This is a genomic window from Pseudomonas kielensis, from assembly GCF_014236655.1.
Lineage (GTDB): Bacteria > Pseudomonadota > Gammaproteobacteria > Pseudomonadales > Pseudomonadaceae > Aquipseudomonas > Aquipseudomonas kielensis.
This window is the reverse complement of sequence record NZ_JACMYG010000009.1, coordinates 166,976-185,051: the sequence shown is the minus strand read 5'-3', so window position 1 is coordinate 185,051 and position 18,076 is coordinate 166,976. Positions and strand designations below refer to the sequence as shown.

The window sequence follows — 18,076 nt, the reverse complement described above, 5'->3', positions numbered from 1 at the left end:
TTTTTAGTGGCTGGCGGTTATCGCGCGACCGACAACGCTCGTGTGCGGGCAACCCGCAGACGGTAGGCCACGTACAGGATCGCAACCCAGACCGGAATCGCGAACACCGATGCCCGAATGCCCGGGATCGCCAGCATCACGCAGATGATCACGAACATGAAGGCCAGGCACAGGTAGTTGGTGTAGGGCGACCAGAAGGCCTTGAAGCCCGGGACAATGCCTTTGAGGTGCATGGCCTTGCGGAACTTCAGGTGCGTCAGGCTGATCAGCGCCCAGTTGATCATCAACGAAGCAACCACCAGGGCCATCAGCAGCTCCAGCGCACCGTGAGGGGCCACGTAGTTGACCACCACGCACAGCAGGGTGACCAGCGCCGAAACGCTCAACGCCAACAGGGGCACGCCTTGCTTGGTCAGCTTCATCAACTGCTTGGGTGCATCGCCCTGTTCGGCCAGGCCGTAGAGCATGCGGCTGTTGCAGTAGACACCGCTGTTATAGACCGAGAGCGCCGCGGTCAGGACCACGAAGTTGAGGATCTGCGCCGCCGTGTCGCTGCCGATCAAGGCGAAGATCTGCACGAACGGGCTGCCGCTGTAGGCATCGCCGGAAGCGCCGAGGGTCTGCAGCAGTTGGTCCCAGGGGTACAGCGAAAGCAGCACGGTGAGTGCGCCGACGTAGAAGATCAGTACCCGGTAAACCACCTGGTTGATCGCCTTGGGAATCACTTTGCGCGGCTCGCTGGCCTCGGCGGCGGTGATGCCCACCAGTTCCAGGCCACCGAAGGAGAACATGATGAACGCCATCGCCATCAGCAGGCCGGTGGTGCCATTGGGGAAGAACCCGCCGTGCTCCCACAGGTTGCTCACCGAGGCCTGCGGGCCGCCGGTACCACTGAACAGCATGTAGCAACCGAGGGCGATCATGCCGATGATGGCCACGACCTTGATGATCGCGAACCAGAACTCCATCTCGCCGAACACCTTGACGTTCATGGTGTTGATCAGGTTGACCAGCACAAAGAACACCGCCGCGCTGACCCAGGTCGGCACCTCCGGCCACCAGAACTGGATGTACTTGCCGACGGCGGTCAGCTCCGCCATGCCCACCAGCACGTACAGCACCCAATAGTTCCAGCCGGACAGGAAGCCGGCAAACCCACCCCAGTAATTGTGGGCGAAGTGGCTGAAAGAACCGGCGACCGGTTCCTCGACAATCATCTCGCCGAGCTGGCGCATGATCAGGAAGGCGATGAACCCGGCAATCGCATAGCCGAGAATCATCGAGGGGCCCGCTGACTTGAGTACACCTGCGGAACCGAGGAACAACCCTGTGCCAATGGCACCACCCAAGGCGATCAGCTGGATATGTCTGTTCTTCAGCCCTCGCTTGAGTGTGCCCTGTTGCTGTATTTCATCCGCCATCTGGTTACCTTCTAGTTGTTTTGGTCCGGCTGTGTTGCACCCCGACAGCTTATTCAATTACCGCCCGTTTGTGAGCGTCAGACGTTGCTTTCGGTGAACTTTTCGTAATAAAGCTGCACATTTTCCAGGCTTTGCGCCGCCAGCCAGGTCTTGATCGACTCGACCATCGGCGGTGGTCCGCAGACGTACATGTCGGCGGCGCTGTCGCGCCATTGGCTGGCATCGAAGTGCTCGGCGATGTAGCCGCGCTTGCCGGTCCAGGCCGGCGTGGGTTCGCTGACCACCTCGGTGTAGCGAAACCCCGGCAGGCGCTCGGCGTAGGCCTGGATGCGCGCGGCCTCGCACAGATCGGCTGCATCGCGCACCCCGTAGTACAGGTGCACAGGCTGATCACAACCGCGTTCGGCCATCTCGTCGAGCATCCCCAGCAGCGCCGATAAACCGGTGCCGCCGGCCACCAGCACCAGCGGCCGGGTGATGTGGCGCAGGTAAAACGCCCCCAGTGGCGCTTCCAGTTCGATGCGGTCGCCAACCTGGCAACGCTGGCGAATGTAGTTGCTCATGGCGCCGTCGGGCAGCAGGCGAATCAGGAACTGCAACTGATTGCTGGCGCCGGGGCGGTTGGCGAACGAATAGGAGCGTTTGCTGCTGGTGCCGGGAATCAGCAACCGCGCATATTGCCCCGGGAGAAAGTCCAGCAGCGGTGCGTCGGGGTCCAGCACCAGGTGCAGGATCGCGGTGCTGGCCGAGACCTGGGTGACCTGGCTGACGGTGCCGCTGAGCTGGCCCGGTCCGGCGGCGTTGCACAGGCTGGACGCGAAGTCGAAGTAGAAGGCGGCATCGGACTTCACCCGGGTCTGGCAGGTGAGCATCTTGCGCTGTTGCAGGTCCAGGCTGGAGAGGGCTTCCTCATCCACATAGTCCTGGCTGTAATCGCCGGATTCACAGCGGCCCTGGCACGTGCCACAGACCCCTTCGCGGCAATCCAGGGGAATCTTGATGCCATTGCGCAGCGCGGCATCGAGCAGTATTTCGTTGGCCTGCACGGGAAAGAACAGGGTCTTGCCGTCGGCAAAGCTGAACGCGACCTTATGGTTCATTCAGAACTCCTAAAAATACCGTAGCAGCTGTCGAGCCCCGGCGAGGCTGCGTTGCCTGTCCGCAGGACCGCCCCCTGGGATTGACGTGCCTCGCGGGCTCGGCAGCTGCTACAGGTCACAAGTGGTAGAAGTCGAGCACCGAGTTGATGGTGTCGTTGAGCAGCAGCACGTGCTTGCGGGTGATCAGCCAGCTGTCGTTGTGCGGCGTCAGGCGATAGGTGGCGTTGCCGTAGAACTGCTCGGAAGTGGCCAGGCGGTAGAACAGGGTGTGCCAGTTCAGGCGCACTTCCAGTTCGCCCTGGGGCAGCTCGCGGATCCGCACGTTGTTGATCAGGTGCAGGGTGCGGGGCATGGGCGTGGCCGAGGCGGCCTTGCCGGTGCGCAAGCGGAACACCCGGTCTTCCAGGCCGGAACGGTTGGCGTAGTAGATCAGCGACATTTCGCGCTTGGGGTCCTGGGTGTAGACGTGCTCTGAGTCCCATTGCGGCAAGTGGAACTCGCTCTGCTCAGCGAACAGCTGGAGGTAGGCGTCCCAGTCCTTGGCGTCGCACAACTCGGACTTGCGGTAGAAAAACTGTTCGATCTGATACTGCAATTGCGCATTCATGGTTACACCTCACGCAGCTTCAGGGATTTTTTGTCCAGGCCATCGAGCAGGAACTTCTGCCAGTTGGCGTGCTGGTTGACGTACAGCCCTTCGTGGGTGAACTCGGTGCCGGTCATGGCCGGGGCAATGCCGATGGCCTCGCTGTTGGGCGTGGCACCCGTGGCCCAGCGGTGGCTGCCGCGGGAGATATCGCTCCAGCGTTCCAGGCGGGCCTGGAAACCGCGCTGGGCTTCACGGAACTCCACCAGGTCGTCCGGGGTGCCAAGGCCGGAGACGTTGAAGAAATCCTCGAACTGGCGAATGCGGTTTTCCCGGTCGGCGTCCGACTCGTTTTTCACCCCCAGGCACTGGCTGATGATCTCGGTCTTGTTCCACGCCACCGGGCGGATGATGCGCAGCTGCGAGCTGATCTGATCGAGGAAAAACAGGCTCGGGTAGACGTTCAGGTTGCGCAGGCGATGCATCATCCATTCGGCCTTTTGCTGGCCGTGTTCTTCGATCAGGCGCGGCATGATGGTGGCGTAGCCGGAGCGTACCGTGGGGTTGGGCATGTCACTGAACAGCACGCTGTGCCCGTTGTTGAAGGCAAACCAGCCGTCATCGGTATTGGCGTCGCCGGCGCCGAGCTTGCTGTAGTCCAGGGTGCTGCCGCCGGCGCTGCCGTTTTCGCTGTTGACCTGCTGGCGATGCTGCACCGTGGCCACGTAGTTATAGTGGACCGTGCTCACGTGGTAGCCATCCAGGCCGTTCTCGTTCTGCAGTTTCCAGTTGCCGTCATAGGTGTACGCCGACTTGCCGGGCAGCACTTCCAGCTCGCCGGTGGGCGACTGCGCAACCATCATGTCGAAGAACACCCGGGCGTCACCGAGGAAATCTTCCAGGCTGTCGCTGCCCTGCACGTCGAGGCTGATGAACACAAACCCCTTGTAGCTCTGGATGCGCGCCTTCTTCAGGCCGCGAGTGGCCTTGTCGAAGCCTTCCGGGTACTCGCCGGGTGCCTTGACCTTGACCAGGCGGCCGTCGCTTTTGTAGCACCAGGCGTGGAACGGGCAAGTGAACGTGGACTGGTTACCCTTGCCAACCCGGGTCAGGGTGGTGCCGCGATGCTGGCAGGCGTTGATCAGCGCATTGAGCTGGCCGTCACCGTCGCGGGTGATGATCATCGGCTGGCGCCCGGCACGCATCGTGACGAAGTCGTGGTTGTTGGCCAGTTCGCTTTCGTGGCAGGCGTAGATCCAGTTCTTCTCGAAGATCAGTTCCATTTCCAGGTCGAACAGCTGCGGCTCGGTGAACATCTCCCGGGCAATGCGAAACACACCCTCCACCGGACGGAAGTCCAGGCAACCTTCGATAAACGTTTTCCACTGCTCGACGTTTTTCTCGCCACTCATGGGTCTGCCCCTTTTTTTATTCAGGCTAATCGGTGCGCACATTAGAGAGAGCAGGGCGGGGCAGGGTCTATCCGCTTACTCGACGAAGGTAATCCACAAAATTCGCGGGCTCGAACATCTGGCGGCGGCCAGGGGTAACACCTGGGCAGCGAATACCCATCGCCGCGCCCCAAACGATGAATGGCTGCCCCAATCGGCAGCATTGAGGTACTGTTTTGCCCAGTTTGCAGGACGGTGCCAGGGCAACTGTTCTGCTCTGCCACGCCGGGTTATCCGCTTATTCGGCGATTGTTATCCATCGACTCAGGGAGCGGGTCGAGTGGTCTGGAACTTGCTCCGTCCAAACCAGAGGTGCGCCGTCAGAGCGCACTGAAAAAATATTGCCGTGGGTGCGCCGTGATGAGTAGCAAAGCCGATCCGCAGAGTCGCGATATCCGTATCGATCACTATGACCTCGAAGGGGCCAGGACCTGGATGTCCGGTATCTGTGGCCCCCATCGCCTGGAAACCGCGACCCCGGAGCGGATCCGTTTTCACCACAGTGCCAATGTCTTCAAGTCCATGGCCACCACCCTCGGAACCATCGAGTACGGCACCGACGTGACGGTGGACATCGAAGACGCCGAGCACTTCAGCAGCTACAGCCTCAGCCTGCCGCTGGTGGGTGAGCAGGAGTTGCGCAAGAACGGCAGCCTGCTGCGCTCGGATCGTGACCAGGGGGTGATCATTTCACCGAACGAAAACCAGGTGCTGGCGATTTCCGGCGACTGTCGCAAGGTCCAGGTGGTGATCACCCGGGCGGCCATGTGCGAGTCCCTGGAAGGCATCCTGCAACGCCCACTCGACGCCCCCCTGCGCTTTGAACCATTGATGGATGCGGTGGACGGCGCGTCGGCGGCGTGGTGGCGCATGGCGCGCTATTTCATTGCCGAGCTTGAGCACAACAGCTCGCTGTTTGACCAGGTGACCTTCACCCGCGACATCGAAAGCTCGTTGATCAAGGGCCTGATCCTCGCCCAGCCCAACAACTACTCGGAGGAGCTGCGCGACGTGCTGGGGGTGAAGGTGCCGCACTACCTGGTGCGGGCCAAGCAGTACATTCATGACAACGCCCGCGAAGCCTTGCACCTGGAAGACATCGAGGCCGCGGCGGGGGTGTCGCGGTTCAAGCTGTTCGAGGCGTTTCGCAAATACTTCGCCCTGTCGCCCATGGCCTACCTGAAAAAACACCGCTTGAACGCGGTGCGCCAGGACCTGCTCGAACAGGGTCAGGCGCGCAATATTTCCGAGGTTGCCATGGCCTGGGGCTTTACCCACATGGGGCGTTTTTCCGCCGAGTACCGCAAGCTGTTCGACGAGTCCCCCAGTGCGACCGTGCAGCGCAACGAAGCCCGGCGCATGCGCGGGCTGTGAGCCGCTGCCGGGCTACTTGCGCGCGACCAGGTCCAGCAGGTCGTCGCGCTCCTTGATCTTCTGCAGGACGATCTCCGAACGGATATCGGTGACCCCGGCCGTGCGGTTGAGCTTGTTGACGATGAAATCCGAGAAGTGCTTGAGGTTGCGTGCCTGCACCCGCAACACGTAGTTGCTGGCACCGGTGATCACATAGGCGGTGGCCACCTCCGGCCACGACTGGACCTTCTTGATGAAGGTCTCGTGCCAGTCCTCCGTGTCCTGGCGCAGGGACACATGGACAATGGCCTCAAGCTCCACCCCGAGGCGCTCGGCGCTCAGTTCGGCGCGATACCCGGTGATGATGCCCTCGCTTTCCAGCAGGCGTAGACGACGCAGGCAGGCCGAGGGTGACAGGGAGACCTTTTCCGCCAGTTCCTGGTTGCTGATGCGCCCATCCTGCTGCAGGTGATGGAGGATCCGCAGGTCTGTGGAGTCGAGATTCATGGTTTGAATAAATCCGCGTTTTTATCGGTTGGATTCGAATAATCTTCGAGATAACTACTATATGACCTCGCACTTTGCACGAAAATTCTGCAAGTCTTCGTTCATTATTTGCTCATCGTGCAGGTGCGAAAACCCCCGAAAATCGGTGCTCGCCGGCCGCATGCCACTTAAAGAACAGGACCGACAATGACCACAAGAAACGCTTGCCTGGCGCTCGATGCCGAGGACTCCCTTGCCCCTTTGCGTGCACAGTTCGCCCTGCCTGCCGGGGTGATCTACCTCGACGGCAACTCCCTGGGCGCCCGCCCGGTCGCCGCCCTCGAGCGGGCCCAGGCCGTGATCGCCCAGGAGTGGGGTGATGGCTTGATCCGCAGCTGGAACAGCGCCGGCTGGCGTGACCTGCCACAACGCCTGGGCAATCGCCTGGCCAGCCTGATCGGCGCGGGCGACGATGAAGTGGTGGTCACCGACACCACCTCGATCAACCTGTTCAAGGTACTGGGCGCAGCGCTGAAGGTGCAGGACGGCCGCGCACCGCAGCGCAAGGTGATCGTCAGCGAGTCGAGCAACTTCCCCACCGACCTGTACATCGCCCAGGGCCTGATGGACCTGCTGCAACAAGGCTACAGCCTGCGCCTGGTGGACAGCCCCGAGGCGCTGGCACAGGCCATCGACCAGGACGTCGCGGTGGTGCTGCTGACCCACGTCAACTACAAGACCGGCTACATGCACGACATGGCGGCCCTGACGGCGCTGATCCACGAATGTGGTGCGCTGGCCATCTGGGACCTGGCTCACTCGGCAGGGGCGGTGCCGGTGGATCTGCGCCAGGCCGATGCCGACTACGCGATCGGTTGCACCTACAAATACCTCAACGGCGGCCCGGGTTCCCAGGCGTTTGCCTGGGTCTCGCCGAAGCTCTGCGACCTGGTCGCGCAGCCGTTGTCGGGCTGGTTCGGCCACGTCCGCCAGTTCGACATGGAGTCCGGCTACGAGCCGAGCAAAGGCATCGCGCGCTACCTGTGCGGCACCCAGCCGATCACCTCGCTGGCCATGGTCGAGTGCGGCCTGGACATCTTTGCCCAGACCGACATGCTCAGCCTGCGCCGCAAGTCCCTGGCCCTGACCGATCTGTTCATCCAGTTGGTCGAGGAACGCTGCGCCGCCCACGACCTGACGCTGATCACCCCGCGTGAACACGCCAAGCGTGGCAGCCACGTCAGCTTCGAACACCCGCAAGGCTACGCGGTGATCCAGGCCCTGATCGCCCGGGGCGTGATCGGTGACTACCGTGAGCCGCGGATCATGCGGTTCGGCTTCACCCCGCTGTACACCAGCTTCACCGAGGTGTTCGATGCGGTGCAGATTCTCGGCGAAATCCTTGATGAGAAAACCTGGGCCCAGGCGCAGTTCCAGGTGCGCCATAGCGTGACCTGACCCATAGGCTCACCGGATCCCTGTAGGAGCGAGCAAGCTCGCTCCTACAGGCCCCGGTGCCTGATCGACGATGTGCTCTAAAAAAACAAAATCCAGAGGACAGACACATGAGCGAAGCCGGCGGCTTTGACACGATTTCCAAGCGCGAACAGGGCCTGCGCCGACAACTGACGTCGGGGCAGATGAGCATGATCGCCATTGGCGGGGCCATCGGTACCGGGTTGTTCATGGGCAGCGCCTACGCCATCGGCTATGCCGGGCCCAGCGTGCTGCTCAGCTACGCGATCGGCGCGATCATTACCCTGCTGTTGATGGGCTGCCTGGCGGAAATGACCGTGGCCCACTCCACGTCCGGTTCATTCGGCGCCTATGCCGAGTTCTACGTCAGCCCGCTGGCCGGGTTCCTGGTGCGGTACGCCTATTGGGCGGCGATTGTGCTGGCGGTCGGCACGGAAGTGACGGCGGTGGCGATGTACATGAAGTACTGGTTCGCCCACGTGCCCGAGTGGATCTGGATCGTCTCGTTTTCCAGCGTGCTGATCGTGCTCAACTCCATCAGCGTGAAGACCTTCGGCACCTTCGAGTACTGGTTCTCGACCATCAAGATCGGCGCAATCGTCGGCTTCATCATCCTCGCGGTGTACGTGGTGTTCGGCTCCGGCAACCCGGAGTACGGGGTGCAGCATTACACCGCCCATGGCGGCTTCTTCCCCAATGGCCTGCAGGGCATGTGGGTGGCGGTGATCGTGTCGATCTTCAGCTACCTGAGCGTGGAAATGATCGCCGTGGCGGCCGGCGAGGCCGAGGACCCCGAGCGTGCGGTGAAACAAGCCTTTCGCGCGACCATCGTGCGCCTGGTGGTGTTCTACCTGCTGACCCTGGCCCTGATGCTGGCAATCGTGCCGTGGGTCCAGGCCGGGCAGGCGCAGAGCCCGTTTGTCACCGTGATGCAGACCATCGGCATTCCCGGGGCGACCGGGGTGATGAACTTCGTGATCCTGATTGCCGCCTTGTCGGCGATGAACAGCCAGTTGTACATCACCACGCGCATGATGTTCAGCCTGTCCCGTGGCGGTTACGCACCCAAGGCAATGGGCGCGCTGAGCAAGAGCGGAATCCCGCTCAACGCCCTGCTGCTGTCGAGCTCGGGCATTGCCCTGGCGACGCTGCTGAACCTGATGTACCCGGAAAGTTCGTTCACCCTGATGATGGCGATCTCGATGTTCGGGGCGATCTTCACCTGGTTCATGATCTTCCTCACCCACTACTGTTTCCGTCGCTATCACCAGCGCCACGGTGAGAAAAAGCTGTCCTTTCGCATGCGCTTTTTTCCCTACAGCACGCTGCTGGGACTGGTGCTGATGGCCGCGGTGATGATCACCACCTACTTCACCGATGCATTCAAGATGACCCTGGTGTTCGGCGTGCCGTTCCTGCTGATCCTGTCGGCGGTGTATGGGCTGTTCTTCAGAAAGCCCAAGCCGTCCACCGTCAATCTGGAACGCGCCTAAGCCCTCCGTCAATCGGCGGACAGCGCCTCGAGCAAGGCACCCGCATACCGCGGCAAGGCCTCGAACGAGCGGGCGCACAGCAGCAGTTTGCGTTGCGCCCAGGGCTCTTCCAGGGCGCAGCATTTCCAACCCTGCCCGGCGGCAAATCGCTGCACCGCCGCCTGCGGCACAATCGCCAGTCCTGCGCCATGGGCGACCATGCGCATCACCCCGTCAAACCCTTCGGCCCGGATGCGCATCGACATGCGTTGGCCGCTGTGCAAGGCCTGTTCTTCCAGATAGATCGCCAGTGCATTGTGGGCATTGAGCCCGACGTACTCATAGGCCAGGGTCTGGTTGAAGCTCGGTGCTCGAACGTCGGCCAGAGGGTGGTCGTTAGGCATGATCAGCACCAGCGGATCGTCGCGAAACGGCCGGGTATCCAGGCCCGAGGTGTCCACCGCATCGGACACAATGCCCAGCTCGGCCGTGCCTTGATGCAGGGCGTGGGTGATGCGCAGGCTCGGCAGCTCTTGCAGGTCGATGTCGAGGTTGGGGTGTGCGCGCAGAAAATCCGCCAGCAACTCGGGCAGGTATTCGGTGATCGCCGTGGTGTTGCACAGCAAACGCACCTGGCCTTTGACGCCCTTGGCGTATTCCGCCAGGTCCTGTTGCAGGTATTGGGCCTGTTGCAGCATCAGCCGCGCGTGTTGCGCCAGTGCCTTGCCAGCGGGTGTCGGGCTGACACCCCGGCGCCCGCGCTGGAAAAACGCGATACCCGCCGAAGCTTCCATCCCGCGGATGCGCGCACTCGCCGCCGCCAGTGACAAATGACTGCAAGCGGCGCCGGCGGTGATATTGCCGGCTTCGAGGATGTTCAGGTACAGCCGAAGATCAATCAGATCGAAGTGCATGGGGGGACACCCTGTAGGAGCGAGCGCCTGCTTGCGGCGCCCGCTTGCGGCTTGCTCGCGATGTTGGCATCAGCCGCGATGAAGTCTCTGGCTCTATTAAAACAAGAGGCAGCCTCAGTATATGGCAGATTTTCAGCGATGCCGGAACGCGCCAGGATACCCCCATGAACACACTTCTGGCGTTTTACCACAATCTTGGCCTGGGCCTTTCTTTGCTGGTGATCGTGACCTTCCTGATGGCGGGCATGATCAAGGGGGTGATCGGTCTTGGCCTGCCGACTATTGCCATGGGCTTGTTGGGTCTGGCTATGGCACCAGCGCAGGCTGCGGCGTTGCTGATCATTCCGGCGACCCTGACCAACCTCTGGCAACTGGCGTTCGGCGGACACCTGCGGGCGTTGGTGCGGCGGTTATGGCCGATGCTGCTGGCCATTTTTCTCGGCACCGGCGCAGGCACCCTGTGGCTGGGGATCGACGGCGGACCTTGGGTGGTGCGGGCGTTGGGCGGCGCGTTGTTGCTTTACGCCCTGAGCGGACTGCTGCTGCCAGCCCTGCGTGTCGGCGGCGACCACGAGCGCTGGCTTGGGCCGCTGTGCGGCGTGCTGACCGGGGTCATCACGGCGGCCACCGGGGTCTTTGTGATTCCGGCGGTGCCGTACCTGCAAGCGTTGGGCTTGGGCAAGGATCAACTGGTGCAGGCCCTGGGCCTGTCATTCAGCGTCTCGACCCTGGCCCTCGCCGCCGCCCTGTTGTGGCGCGGCGCACTGGGCGGCGGTGAGTTGAGTGCGTCGCTGCTGGCGCTGATTCCTGCCGTGCTCGGCATGTGGCTGGGGCAATGGCTGCGCCAGCGGATCAGCGCCGTGCTGTTCAAGCGGGTGTTTTTCATCGGTCTGGGCTTGCTCGGCACTCACCTGCTGGTCAACGGCTAGCGGATGAGGGGCTGAGCATGTCGATCTGGCGGATCTCGAAATCGCGCTCCAGGTACTCCATGCGCCTGGCGAAGAATGCCTGCATGTGCGGCAGGTTCGAGTGCCGGTCCAGATCAGCCTGGGATGCCCAGATCTCGTAGAAGATGAACAGCGTCGGGTCCTGCTGATCACGCAGCATGTGGTACTCGATGCAGCCCGGCTCCGCGCGGCTGGGTTCGACGTAGGCGCGAAACAGCGCGGCAAAGGCCTCGGCCTGCTCCGGGCGGGTTTTGGCGTGCAGGATAAAACCTTGTTGCTGGTTCATGGAGAACTCCTCTTGAATGGATGAGGAGAATTTTACGGCAACAATCAGCTTGTCATTCTTGCGTATAGGTCAAATGTATTTTGCCGCAACAGGGCTTATTCAGCAGGGGAGCGACCTATAACCTGCCGTCATCGAATCAAACCTTACTGATCCCGCCACCTGTCCCAGGCAGCGGTGGATCAAACCCAGATGACGAGGCTCCCATGAAAAAAGTTCTGTTGCTCAACGGTGGCAAACAATTCGCCCACTCCGACGGTCGCTACAACACCACCCTGCATGAGGCCGCGATGAGCGTGCTGGATCGGGGCGGTATCGACATCAAGGTGACCCACATCGACGAGGGTTACGACGTTGCTGAAGAAGTCGCGAAGTTCCTCTGGGCTGATGTGATCATCTACCAGATGCCCGGTTGGTGGATGGGCGCGCCCTGGACCGTGAAAAAGTACATCGACGAAGTCTTCACCCAAGGCCATGGCAGCCTCTATGCCAGTGACGGTCGCACCCGCTCCGACGCCTCGCAGAAATACGGCAGTGGTGGCCTGATCCACGGCAAGCAGTACATGCTGTCGCTGACCTGGAACGCCCCGCAACAAGCGTTCGACGACCCCACTGACTTCTTCGAAGCCAAGGGTGTGGACGCGGTGTACTTCCCGTTCCACAAGGCCAACCAGTTCCTGGGCATGAGCGGCTTGCCGACCTTCCTCTGCGTCGACGTGATGAAACGTCCGAACATCGAAGCCGACGTGGTCCGCTACACCCAGCACCTGCAATCGGTGTTCAACTTGCCGGCCGCTGCATGAGCTAGTATCGGCAGCTCAAAGCGCTGCCGGGAACGAGGACACACGTGAAAGCCAGATCCGATGAGTTGCAGATTTTTGTCTGCGTGATCGAGTGCGGTTCGATTTCCGCGGCGGCCGAGCAGGTCGGGCAGACGCCGTCGGCGGTCAGCCGCACGCTGTCGCGCCTGGAGGCCAAGCTCGACACCACGCTGATCAATCGCACCACGCGGCGCATGGACCTGACCGAAGAGGGCAAGTATTTCTTCGAGCAGGCCAAGCGCATCCTCGATCAGATGGAGGAACTGGAAGAACGCCTGTCGTCACGCCACAGCACGCCGTCCGGGCGCCTGCGGATCAATGCGGCGTCACCCTTCATGCTGCACGCCATCGTGCCCTACATCGATGAGTTCCGCCGGCTGTACCCGGATATCCAGCTGGAGCTCAACAGCAACGACCTGATCATCGACCTGTTGGAGCAGAGCACCGACATCGCGATCCGCATCGGTGCCCTGGCCGACTCGACCCTGCATGCGCGTTCGCTGGGCTGCAGTCCGCTGCACATCCTCGCCAGCCCCGCCTACCTGGAGCGACACGGTACCCCGAGCACCGTGGCCGAACTGGCCGGGCACACCCTGCTGGGGTTCACCCAGACCGAAACCCTCAACCACTGGCCGCTGCGCCATGTGCACGGCGACCGCTGGCAGATCGAACCGAGCATCAGCGCTTCCAGCGGCGAAACCCTGCGTCACCTGGCGCTGGAGGGGCAGGGCATTGCCTGCCTGTCGCACTTCATGACCATCGCCGACCTCAAGGCCGGCCGCCTCAAGCTGCTGCTGGCCGAAGCCAACAGCGGCTACCGCCAGCCGATCAACGCGGTGTACTACCGCAACTCGCAACTGGCCTTGCGCATCCAGTGCTTCCTGGACTTTATCCAGGGCAAGCTGGCGGGCTACGCCAACGAGGTGTTCGACGGCTGATTCGCCCCCGGAGCCTGTCAGTGCAACGCATCACAAAACGGCCACCTTCGGGTGGCCGTTGACGTTTTGGGATTGCTCAACACCCGTGCCAGGGCCTATGGTTCCACCTGCCTCAATAACAAGAAAAGGATGGATCTCATGCGTTATGTTTTGTTCAAGACCCTGACGCTCGCCGTGGCGATTGCGGCCAGTTCGTCATCATTCGCCGCGCTGCTGGAAGGGGGCGCCGTGGCCGCGCCGAACCAGTATGGCGCCGACGTCGCCGCACAGGTTCTGAAGAAGGGCGGCAACGCAGTCGACGCCGCGGTAGCAACCGCCTTTACCCTGGCCGTGACTTACCCGGAAGCCGGCAACATCGGCGGTGGCGGCTTCATGACGATGTTCATCGACGGCAAGCCGTATTTCCTCGACTACCGCGAAACCGCCCCGAAGGCGGCGACCCGTGACATGTACCTGGACGACAAGGGCGAGGTCATCGAGAACCTCAGCCTGGTAGGTTCCCGCGCCGCGGGCGTGCCGGGCACGGTGATGGGGCTGTGGGAGGCGCACCAGAAATTCGGCAAGCTGCCCTGGAGCGAGCTGATCACCCCGGCCATCGGTTACGCCAAGACCGGCTTCAAGGTCGCCGACAAGCAGTACCAGTACCGCGAAGATGCGCTGAAGCTGTTCAACGGCACCACCAACTTCGCCGACTACTTCGGCAGCATGAAACCCGGCGAGACCTTCCGCCAGCCGGAGCTGGCCGCCACCCTGGAACGCATCGCCGACAAGGGCGCCAACGAGTTTTACCAAGGCCAGACCGCCGACCTGCTGGTCGCCCAGATGAAGGCCGACAAGGGCCTGATCACCAAGGAAGACTTGCACGACTACAAGGTCAACTGGCGCGAGCCGCTGACGGTCAACTGGCGTGGCAACACCCTGTACACCGCGCCGCCTCCGAGCTCCGGCGGCATTGCCCTGGCGCAACTGATCGCCATCAAGGAAGACCGCGCCGCGGACTTCAAGGGCGTCGAGCTGAATTCGGCGAAGTACATTCACCTGCTCGCCGAGATCGAAAAACGGGTATTCGCCGATCGCGCCGACTACCTGGGTGACCCGGCGTTTTCCGATGTGCCGGTCAAGCAACTGACCGATCCGGCCTACCTGAAAAAACGCGCGGCCGAGGTCAACCCTACGGCCATCTCGCCGACTGAAAAAGTCCGTCCGGGCCTGGAACCCCATCAGACCACGCACTTCTCCATCGTCGATGCCGATGGCAACGCGGTGAGCAACACCTACACCCTCAACTGGGACTACGGCAGCGGTGTCGTGGTCAAGGGCGCGGGCTTCCTGCTCAACGATGAAATGGACGACTTCAGCTCCAAGCCCGGCGTGGCCAACGCCTTTGGTGTGGTCGGCGGCGACGCCAATGCCATCGCTCCGGGCAAGCGCATGCTGTCGTCGATGAGCCCCAGCCTGGTGACCCGCGATGGCAAAGTCACCCTGGTCCTGGGCACCCCAGGCGGTTCGCGGATCTTCACCTCGATCTTCCAGGTGCTGAACAACCTCTATGACTACAACCTGCCGCTGGAAAAAGCCGTGGCCGCGCAACGCGTCCACCACCAGCTGCTACCCAAGGACACCATCTACTACGACGCCTACGCGCCGCTGACCGGCAAGGTCGCCGACGAGTTGAAAGCCATGGGTTACACCCTGGAAGACCAAGGCTGGGAAATGGGTGACATCCAGGCCATTCGTATCAACGGCAACCAACTGGAAACCGCCTCCGACCCACGGGGACGTGGGGTTGGCACAGTCGTGAAATAACCTGGCGCAACCCGGCGGCTGCACAGTCGCCGGGTTACTGCGCTCGCATTTCTCCTGTGGGAGCGAGCGCCCGCTTGCGGCTTGCTCGCGATGGCGATCTGCGCCACACCCTAGGTCTCGGTAATCCCCTCAATCCCCTGTAGCAGCTGCCGAGCCCGCGAGGCTGCGTCGCTGCGTTCGACTCAGACCCCATCCGCCTCACGGTGCATCTGGCGAAACTCGCCTGGGGGCATGCCGCGTCGGCTTTTGAAGGTGCGGTGGAAGGAGCGTGGTTCGGTGAAGCCCAGGTACTGGGCGATGTCCTGGATCGGCAGGGTGCTGTGCAGCAGGTAGTGTTCGGCCAGTTCCTGGCGCAGGTCGTCGAGGATCTGTTGGTACGAGGTGCCGGCCTGGTGCAGTTGGCGCTGCAGGGTCCTTACCGAGATGGCGAACTGTTCGGCTACCTGTTCCTTGCGCGGCAGGCCCTCCTTGAGCAGTTGGCGCAGGATGTTTTTCACCCGTTGTTCCAGCGAGGCGTCTTCCAGTGTGGCCATCAGGCCCAGGGCGTGTTCTTCCAGGGTGCGCAGCAATTGTGCGTCGGCCTGGCGCAGCGGCAGTTGCAGGTAGGGCAGGGGCACGATCAGGGCTGAGTAGGGCTGGCCGAACAGTACCGGGCAGTCGAAGAATTGTTGATAGGACGCCGGATCGGTGTCACTGGGCAGCGCATGTTCGAACCACACCGCGGCGGGCGAGAGGTGGGTGTCGGCGATCCAGCGTGCGTATTGCAGCCACGAACCCAGCACGTTTTCCACCAGGTGGCGGCGGATGCGTGGGCGCTGGTGGCGGCAGTTCCAGATCAGGTGCACGTGCTCACCCTGCAGTTCGGCGCGGCTGACCCCCATGTCACCCACCAGTTTCTCGAACGGCATGATGCGATTCATGGCGTCACCCAGGGTCGCGCAGTTCATGGTGATGTAGCCCAGCACGCTCCAGGAGTTGGGCAACACGAAACGCGCCGAATTGAGGCCGAACAACGGGTCGCCGGAGTGTTCGCAGAAGTAGTCCAGCAGCCGTTCATGGGCCTCGCCCGGCAACCGCAGGCTGTTGTCGCTCAATTGCTCGACCTGCAACCCGGCCGCCGCCAACGCCGGTTCGATGGCCAAGCCCAGCTGTTCGGCATGGCGCACGTACTTGAGCAGCGGGGGCAGCGAGGTGTAGCCGAGGGATTGCATGATCGGGGTCCTTTGATCGAGGCAGACTGGCGCGGGTCAAGACCCTGAAAGGTAATTTGAAAGCACAGCTAAAGTAAATGCCTGGGGCCGGGTTCGCGTGTTGGCTCAATTGGCTACTCGCGCTGGCCGGATGCGACCGTGACAGGCGCGGGGGGCTGGCTAGTATAGGCGCCTGAAATGTCACTTATAAGAACCGCAAAAGGACACACGCATGCGACGCTGGAACGGCTGGGGGGATGCAACCACGGTGGTCGAATTGCCGGCCCAGGGCGCGGGGTTTCTCGCCGCACGGGTGGGCACCGGACGGGCATTGCCCGACGCCACACTGGAAACAGCCCTGGCCCGGGTCCCGGCTTCGCGCCTGGCGGAGCACCCGCTGTACAGCGTGCAGGCCCAGGACCGGCTGATGCACGCCCGTGGCCAGAGCCTGCCGGACTGGCTGGCGCTGCGTGAGGGGGCGCTGGGCGTCTACCCCGACGGGGTGGCCTTCCCGCAGAGCGCCGAGCAGATCCGCGAGTTGCTGGCGTTGGCCCAGGAGCGCGACCTGTGCCTGATTCCCTACGGGGGCGGCACCTCGGTGGCCGGGCACATCAATCCCCCGGCCTCCACCCGCCCGGTGCTGACCGTGTCCCTGGCCCACATGAACCGTTTGCTCGACCTCGACGAGCAGAGCCTGCTGGCCACCTTTGGCCCAGGCGCCAGCGGGCCACAAGTGGAAAGCCAGTTGCGTGCCCGGGGCTACACCCTGGGGCATTTCCCGCAGTCGTGGGAGTTGTCGACCCTCGGCGGCTGGGTGGCGAGTCGCTCCAGCGGCCAGCAGTCGCTGCGTTATGGACGGATCGAGCAACTGTTCGCCGGCGGCACCCTGGAAACCTTCGCCGGCCCGCTGCAGATCGCGACCTTTCCGGCCTCGGCCGCCGGCCCCGACCTGCGTGAGGTGGTGCTGGGGTGTGAAGGACGGTTCGGGATCATTTCCGAGGTCAAGGTGCGGATCAGCCCGCTGCCGGCCGACGAGCGCTTTTATGGGGTGTTCCTGCCGAACTGGAGCCAGGCCCTGCAAGCCATCCGCCAGTTGACCCAGGCCCGCGTGCCCCTGTCGATGCTGCGCCTGTCCAATGCCGTGGAGACCGAAACCCAGCTGGCGCTGGCGGGTCACCCGCAACAGATCGCCTGGCTGGAGAAGTACCTGGCCCTGCGCGGTGCCGCTGCCGGCAAGTGCCTGCTGACCTTCGGCGTGACCGGTAACCGACGGCAGAATGCCTTGTCCCTGAGCCAGGCGCGGCAGCACCTCAAAGCCTTTGGCGGAGTGTTCACCGGAACCTTGCTGGGCAAGAAGTGGGCCCAGAACCGGTTCCGCTTTCCTTATCTGCGCGAGAACCTGTGGAACGCCGGCTACGTGGTGGACACCCTGGAGACCGCCACCGACTGGAGCAATGTCGACAACCTGCTCAATCGCATCGAAACCAGCCTGCGCGACGGTCTGGCGACCGAAGGCGAGCAGGTGCACGTGTTTACCCACCTGTCCCATGTCTATGGCGAAGGCTCGAGCATCTACACCACCTACGTGTTCCGCCCGGCGGCCACTTACCCGGCCACCCTGGCGCGCTGGCAGGCGCTCAAGCACGCGGCCAGCCAGACCATTGTCGAGCACCACGGCACCATCAGCCACCAGCACGGCGTGGGCAAGGATCACGCCCCCTACCTGTTGCGCGAGAAGGGCGCGCTGGCCATGGACACCCTGCAGGCGCTGAGCCAACACTTCGATCCGGCCGGGCGTCTGAACCCCGGCACCCTGCTGCAGGAGTGACGGC

Annotated in this window: 16 protein-coding genes; 8 read left to right on the top strand and 8 right to left on the bottom strand. The window is 62.7% G+C overall.

Annotation, left to right across the window (positions count from 1 at the left end; all coding sequences use genetic code 11):
- Positions 1 to 17 precede the first annotated feature (17 nt).
- The 4 genes from H7995_RS11925 to antA all read right to left on the bottom strand — a co-directional run bounded on the left by H7995_RS11925 (position 18) and on the right by antA (position 4,519).
- Positions 18 to 1,421: an amino acid permease gene (locus H7995_RS11925; protein ID WP_166590348.1), complete on the bottom strand. Its 1,404-nt coding sequence runs from the start codon at positions 1,419 to 1,421 to the stop codon at positions 18 to 20.
- 77 nt (positions 1,422 to 1,498) lie between these two features.
- Complete coding sequence (gene antC / locus H7995_RS11920) at positions 1,499 to 2,521, bottom strand: anthranilate 1,2-dioxygenase electron transfer component AntC (protein ID WP_166590349.1); 1,023 nt, start codon at positions 2,519 to 2,521, stop codon at positions 1,499 to 1,501.
- A gap of 115 nt (positions 2,522 to 2,636) precedes the next feature.
- Positions 2,637 to 3,128 (bottom strand): anthranilate 1,2-dioxygenase small subunit, encoded by a 492-nt coding sequence (gene antB, locus H7995_RS11915; protein WP_166590350.1) that lies wholly within the window; start codon positions 3,126 to 3,128, stop codon positions 2,637 to 2,639.
- A gap of 2 nt (positions 3,129 to 3,130) precedes the next feature.
- On the bottom strand, positions 3,131 to 4,519 hold the full coding sequence (gene antA, locus H7995_RS11910; RefSeq protein WP_166590351.1) for an anthranilate 1,2-dioxygenase large subunit: 1,389 nt from the start codon (positions 4,517 to 4,519) through the stop codon (positions 3,131 to 3,133).
- Positions 4,520 to 4,918: 399 nt separating this feature from the next.
- On the opposite strand from antA, the gene H7995_RS11905 reads away from it, so the two are divergent.
- On the top strand, positions 4,919 to 5,932 hold the full coding sequence (locus H7995_RS11905) for an AraC family transcriptional regulator (RefSeq protein WP_166590352.1): 1,014 nt from the start codon (positions 4,919 to 4,921) through the stop codon (positions 5,930 to 5,932).
- Positions 5,933 to 5,944: 12 nt separating this feature from the next.
- Here the strand turns inward: H7995_RS11905 and H7995_RS11900 are convergent, their stop codons facing one another.
- Complete coding sequence (locus H7995_RS11900) at positions 5,945 to 6,418, bottom strand: Lrp/AsnC family transcriptional regulator (RefSeq protein ID WP_095171274.1); 474 nt, start codon at positions 6,416 to 6,418, stop codon at positions 5,945 to 5,947.
- A gap of 186 nt (positions 6,419 to 6,604) precedes the next feature.
- Between H7995_RS11900 and kynU the strand changes: the two genes are divergently transcribed.
- Together kynU and H7995_RS11890 are read left to right on the top strand one after the other, a co-directional pair.
- A complete protein-coding gene (kynU, locus tag H7995_RS11895) occupies positions 6,605 to 7,855 on the top strand; it encodes a kynureninase (RefSeq protein WP_185818406.1) in 1,251 nt (416 codons plus the stop codon).
- A 107-nt stretch (positions 7,856 to 7,962) separates the two neighbouring features.
- Positions 7,963 to 9,366 carry an amino acid permease gene (locus tag H7995_RS11890; protein ID WP_185818405.1) on the top strand — a complete coding sequence of 468 codons (1,404 nt, stop codon included), beginning with the start codon at positions 7,963 to 7,965 and terminating at the stop codon, positions 9,364 to 9,366.
- Positions 9,367 to 9,374: 8 nt separating this feature from the next.
- Here the strand turns inward: H7995_RS11890 and H7995_RS11885 are convergent, their stop codons facing one another.
- Positions 9,375 to 10,259 carry a LysR family transcriptional regulator gene (locus H7995_RS11885; RefSeq protein WP_166590355.1) on the bottom strand — a complete coding sequence of 295 codons (885 nt, stop codon included), beginning with the start codon at positions 10,257 to 10,259 and terminating at the stop codon, positions 9,375 to 9,377.
- Between the two features lie 164 nt (positions 10,260 to 10,423).
- Between H7995_RS11885 and H7995_RS11880 the strand changes: the two genes are divergently transcribed.
- A complete protein-coding gene (locus H7995_RS11880) occupies positions 10,424 to 11,188 on the top strand; it encodes a sulfite exporter TauE/SafE family protein (RefSeq protein WP_185818404.1) in 765 nt (254 codons plus the stop codon).
- On the opposite strand, the gene H7995_RS11875 is transcribed toward H7995_RS11880, so the two are convergent.
- Positions 11,178 to 11,492 (bottom strand): putative quinol monooxygenase, encoded by a 315-nt coding sequence (locus H7995_RS11875; protein WP_166590357.1) that lies wholly within the window; start codon positions 11,490 to 11,492, stop codon positions 11,178 to 11,180. The genes H7995_RS11880 and H7995_RS11875 overlap by 11 nt on opposite strands.
- Positions 11,493 to 11,695: 203 nt before the next feature.
- Between H7995_RS11875 and mdaB the strand changes: the two genes are divergently transcribed.
- The 3 genes from mdaB to ggt all read left to right on the top strand — a co-directional run bounded on the left by mdaB (position 11,696) and on the right by ggt (position 15,054).
- Positions 11,696 to 12,292 carry an NADPH:quinone oxidoreductase MdaB gene (gene mdaB, locus H7995_RS11870; protein WP_185818403.1) on the top strand — a complete coding sequence of 199 codons (597 nt, stop codon included), beginning with the start codon at positions 11,696 to 11,698 and terminating at the stop codon, positions 12,290 to 12,292.
- 44 nt (positions 12,293 to 12,336) lie between these two features.
- Positions 12,337 to 13,248: a LysR family transcriptional regulator gene (locus tag H7995_RS11865; RefSeq protein WP_166590359.1), complete on the top strand. Its 912-nt coding sequence runs from the start codon at positions 12,337 to 12,339 to the stop codon at positions 13,246 to 13,248.
- A 138-nt stretch (positions 13,249 to 13,386) separates the two neighbouring features.
- Entirely contained in the window at positions 13,387 to 15,054 is a 1,668-nt protein-coding gene (gene ggt / locus H7995_RS11860; protein ID WP_166590360.1) for a gamma-glutamyltransferase, read from the top strand.
- A 182-nt stretch (positions 15,055 to 15,236) separates the two neighbouring features.
- On the opposite strand, the gene gliR is transcribed toward ggt, so the two are convergent.
- Complete coding sequence (gliR, locus tag H7995_RS11855; protein ID WP_166590361.1) at positions 15,237 to 16,265, bottom strand: AraC family transcriptional regulator GliR; 1,029 nt, start codon at positions 16,263 to 16,265, stop codon at positions 15,237 to 15,239.
- A gap of 211 nt (positions 16,266 to 16,476) precedes the next feature.
- On the opposite strand from gliR, the gene H7995_RS11850 reads away from it, so the two are divergent.
- A complete protein-coding gene (locus tag H7995_RS11850; RefSeq protein WP_166590362.1) occupies positions 16,477 to 18,072 on the top strand; it encodes an FAD-binding oxidoreductase in 1,596 nt (531 codons plus the stop codon).
- Positions 18,073 to 18,076 lie beyond the last annotated feature (4 nt).

What these genes read in the sequence shown, in the direction of transcription:
- mdaB (WP_185818403.1), top strand. Translation starts at nt 11,696, where the DNA reads ATGAAAAAAGTTCTGTTGCTCAACGGTGGCAAACAATTCGCCCACTCC.
- H7995_RS11905 (WP_166590352.1), top strand. Translation starts at nt 4,919, where the DNA reads ATGAGTAGCAAAGCCGATCCGCAGAGTCGCGATATCCGTATCGATCAC.
- H7995_RS11890 (WP_185818405.1), top strand. Translation starts at nt 7,963, where the DNA reads ATGAGCGAAGCCGGCGGCTTTGACACGATTTCCAAGCGCGAACAGGGC.
- H7995_RS11875 (WP_166590357.1), bottom strand. Translation starts at nt 11,492, where the DNA reads ATGAACCAGCAACAAGGTTTTATCCTGCACGCCAAAACCCGCCCGGAG.
- gliR (WP_166590361.1), bottom strand. Translation starts at nt 16,265, where the DNA reads ATGCAATCCCTCGGCTACACCTCGCTGCCCCCGCTGCTCAAGTACGTG.
- antB (WP_166590350.1), bottom strand. Translation starts at nt 3,128, where the DNA reads ATGAATGCGCAATTGCAGTATCAGATCGAACAGTTTTTCTACCGCAAG.
- H7995_RS11900 (WP_095171274.1), bottom strand. Translation starts at nt 6,418, where the DNA reads ATGAATCTCGACTCCACAGACCTGCGGATCCTCCATCACCTGCAGCAG.
- H7995_RS11850 (WP_166590362.1), top strand. Translation starts at nt 16,477, where the DNA reads ATGCGACGCTGGAACGGCTGGGGGGATGCAACCACGGTGGTCGAATTG.
- kynU (WP_185818406.1), top strand. Translation starts at nt 6,605, where the DNA reads ATGACCACAAGAAACGCTTGCCTGGCGCTCGATGCCGAGGACTCCCTT.
- H7995_RS11880 (WP_185818404.1), top strand. Translation starts at nt 10,424, where the DNA reads ATGAACACACTTCTGGCGTTTTACCACAATCTTGGCCTGGGCCTTTCT.
- antC (WP_166590349.1), bottom strand. Translation starts at nt 2,521, where the DNA reads ATGAACCATAAGGTCGCGTTCAGCTTTGCCGACGGCAAGACCCTGTTC.
- H7995_RS11885 (WP_166590355.1), bottom strand. Translation starts at nt 10,259, where the DNA reads ATGCACTTCGATCTGATTGATCTTCGGCTGTACCTGAACATCCTCGAA.
- ggt (WP_166590360.1), top strand. Translation starts at nt 13,387, where the DNA reads ATGCGTTATGTTTTGTTCAAGACCCTGACGCTCGCCGTGGCGATTGCG.
- H7995_RS11925 (WP_166590348.1), bottom strand. Translation starts at nt 1,421, where the DNA reads ATGGCGGATGAAATACAGCAACAGGGCACACTCAAGCGAGGGCTGAAG.
- antA (WP_166590351.1), bottom strand. Translation starts at nt 4,519, where the DNA reads ATGAGTGGCGAGAAAAACGTCGAGCAGTGGAAAACGTTTATCGAAGGT.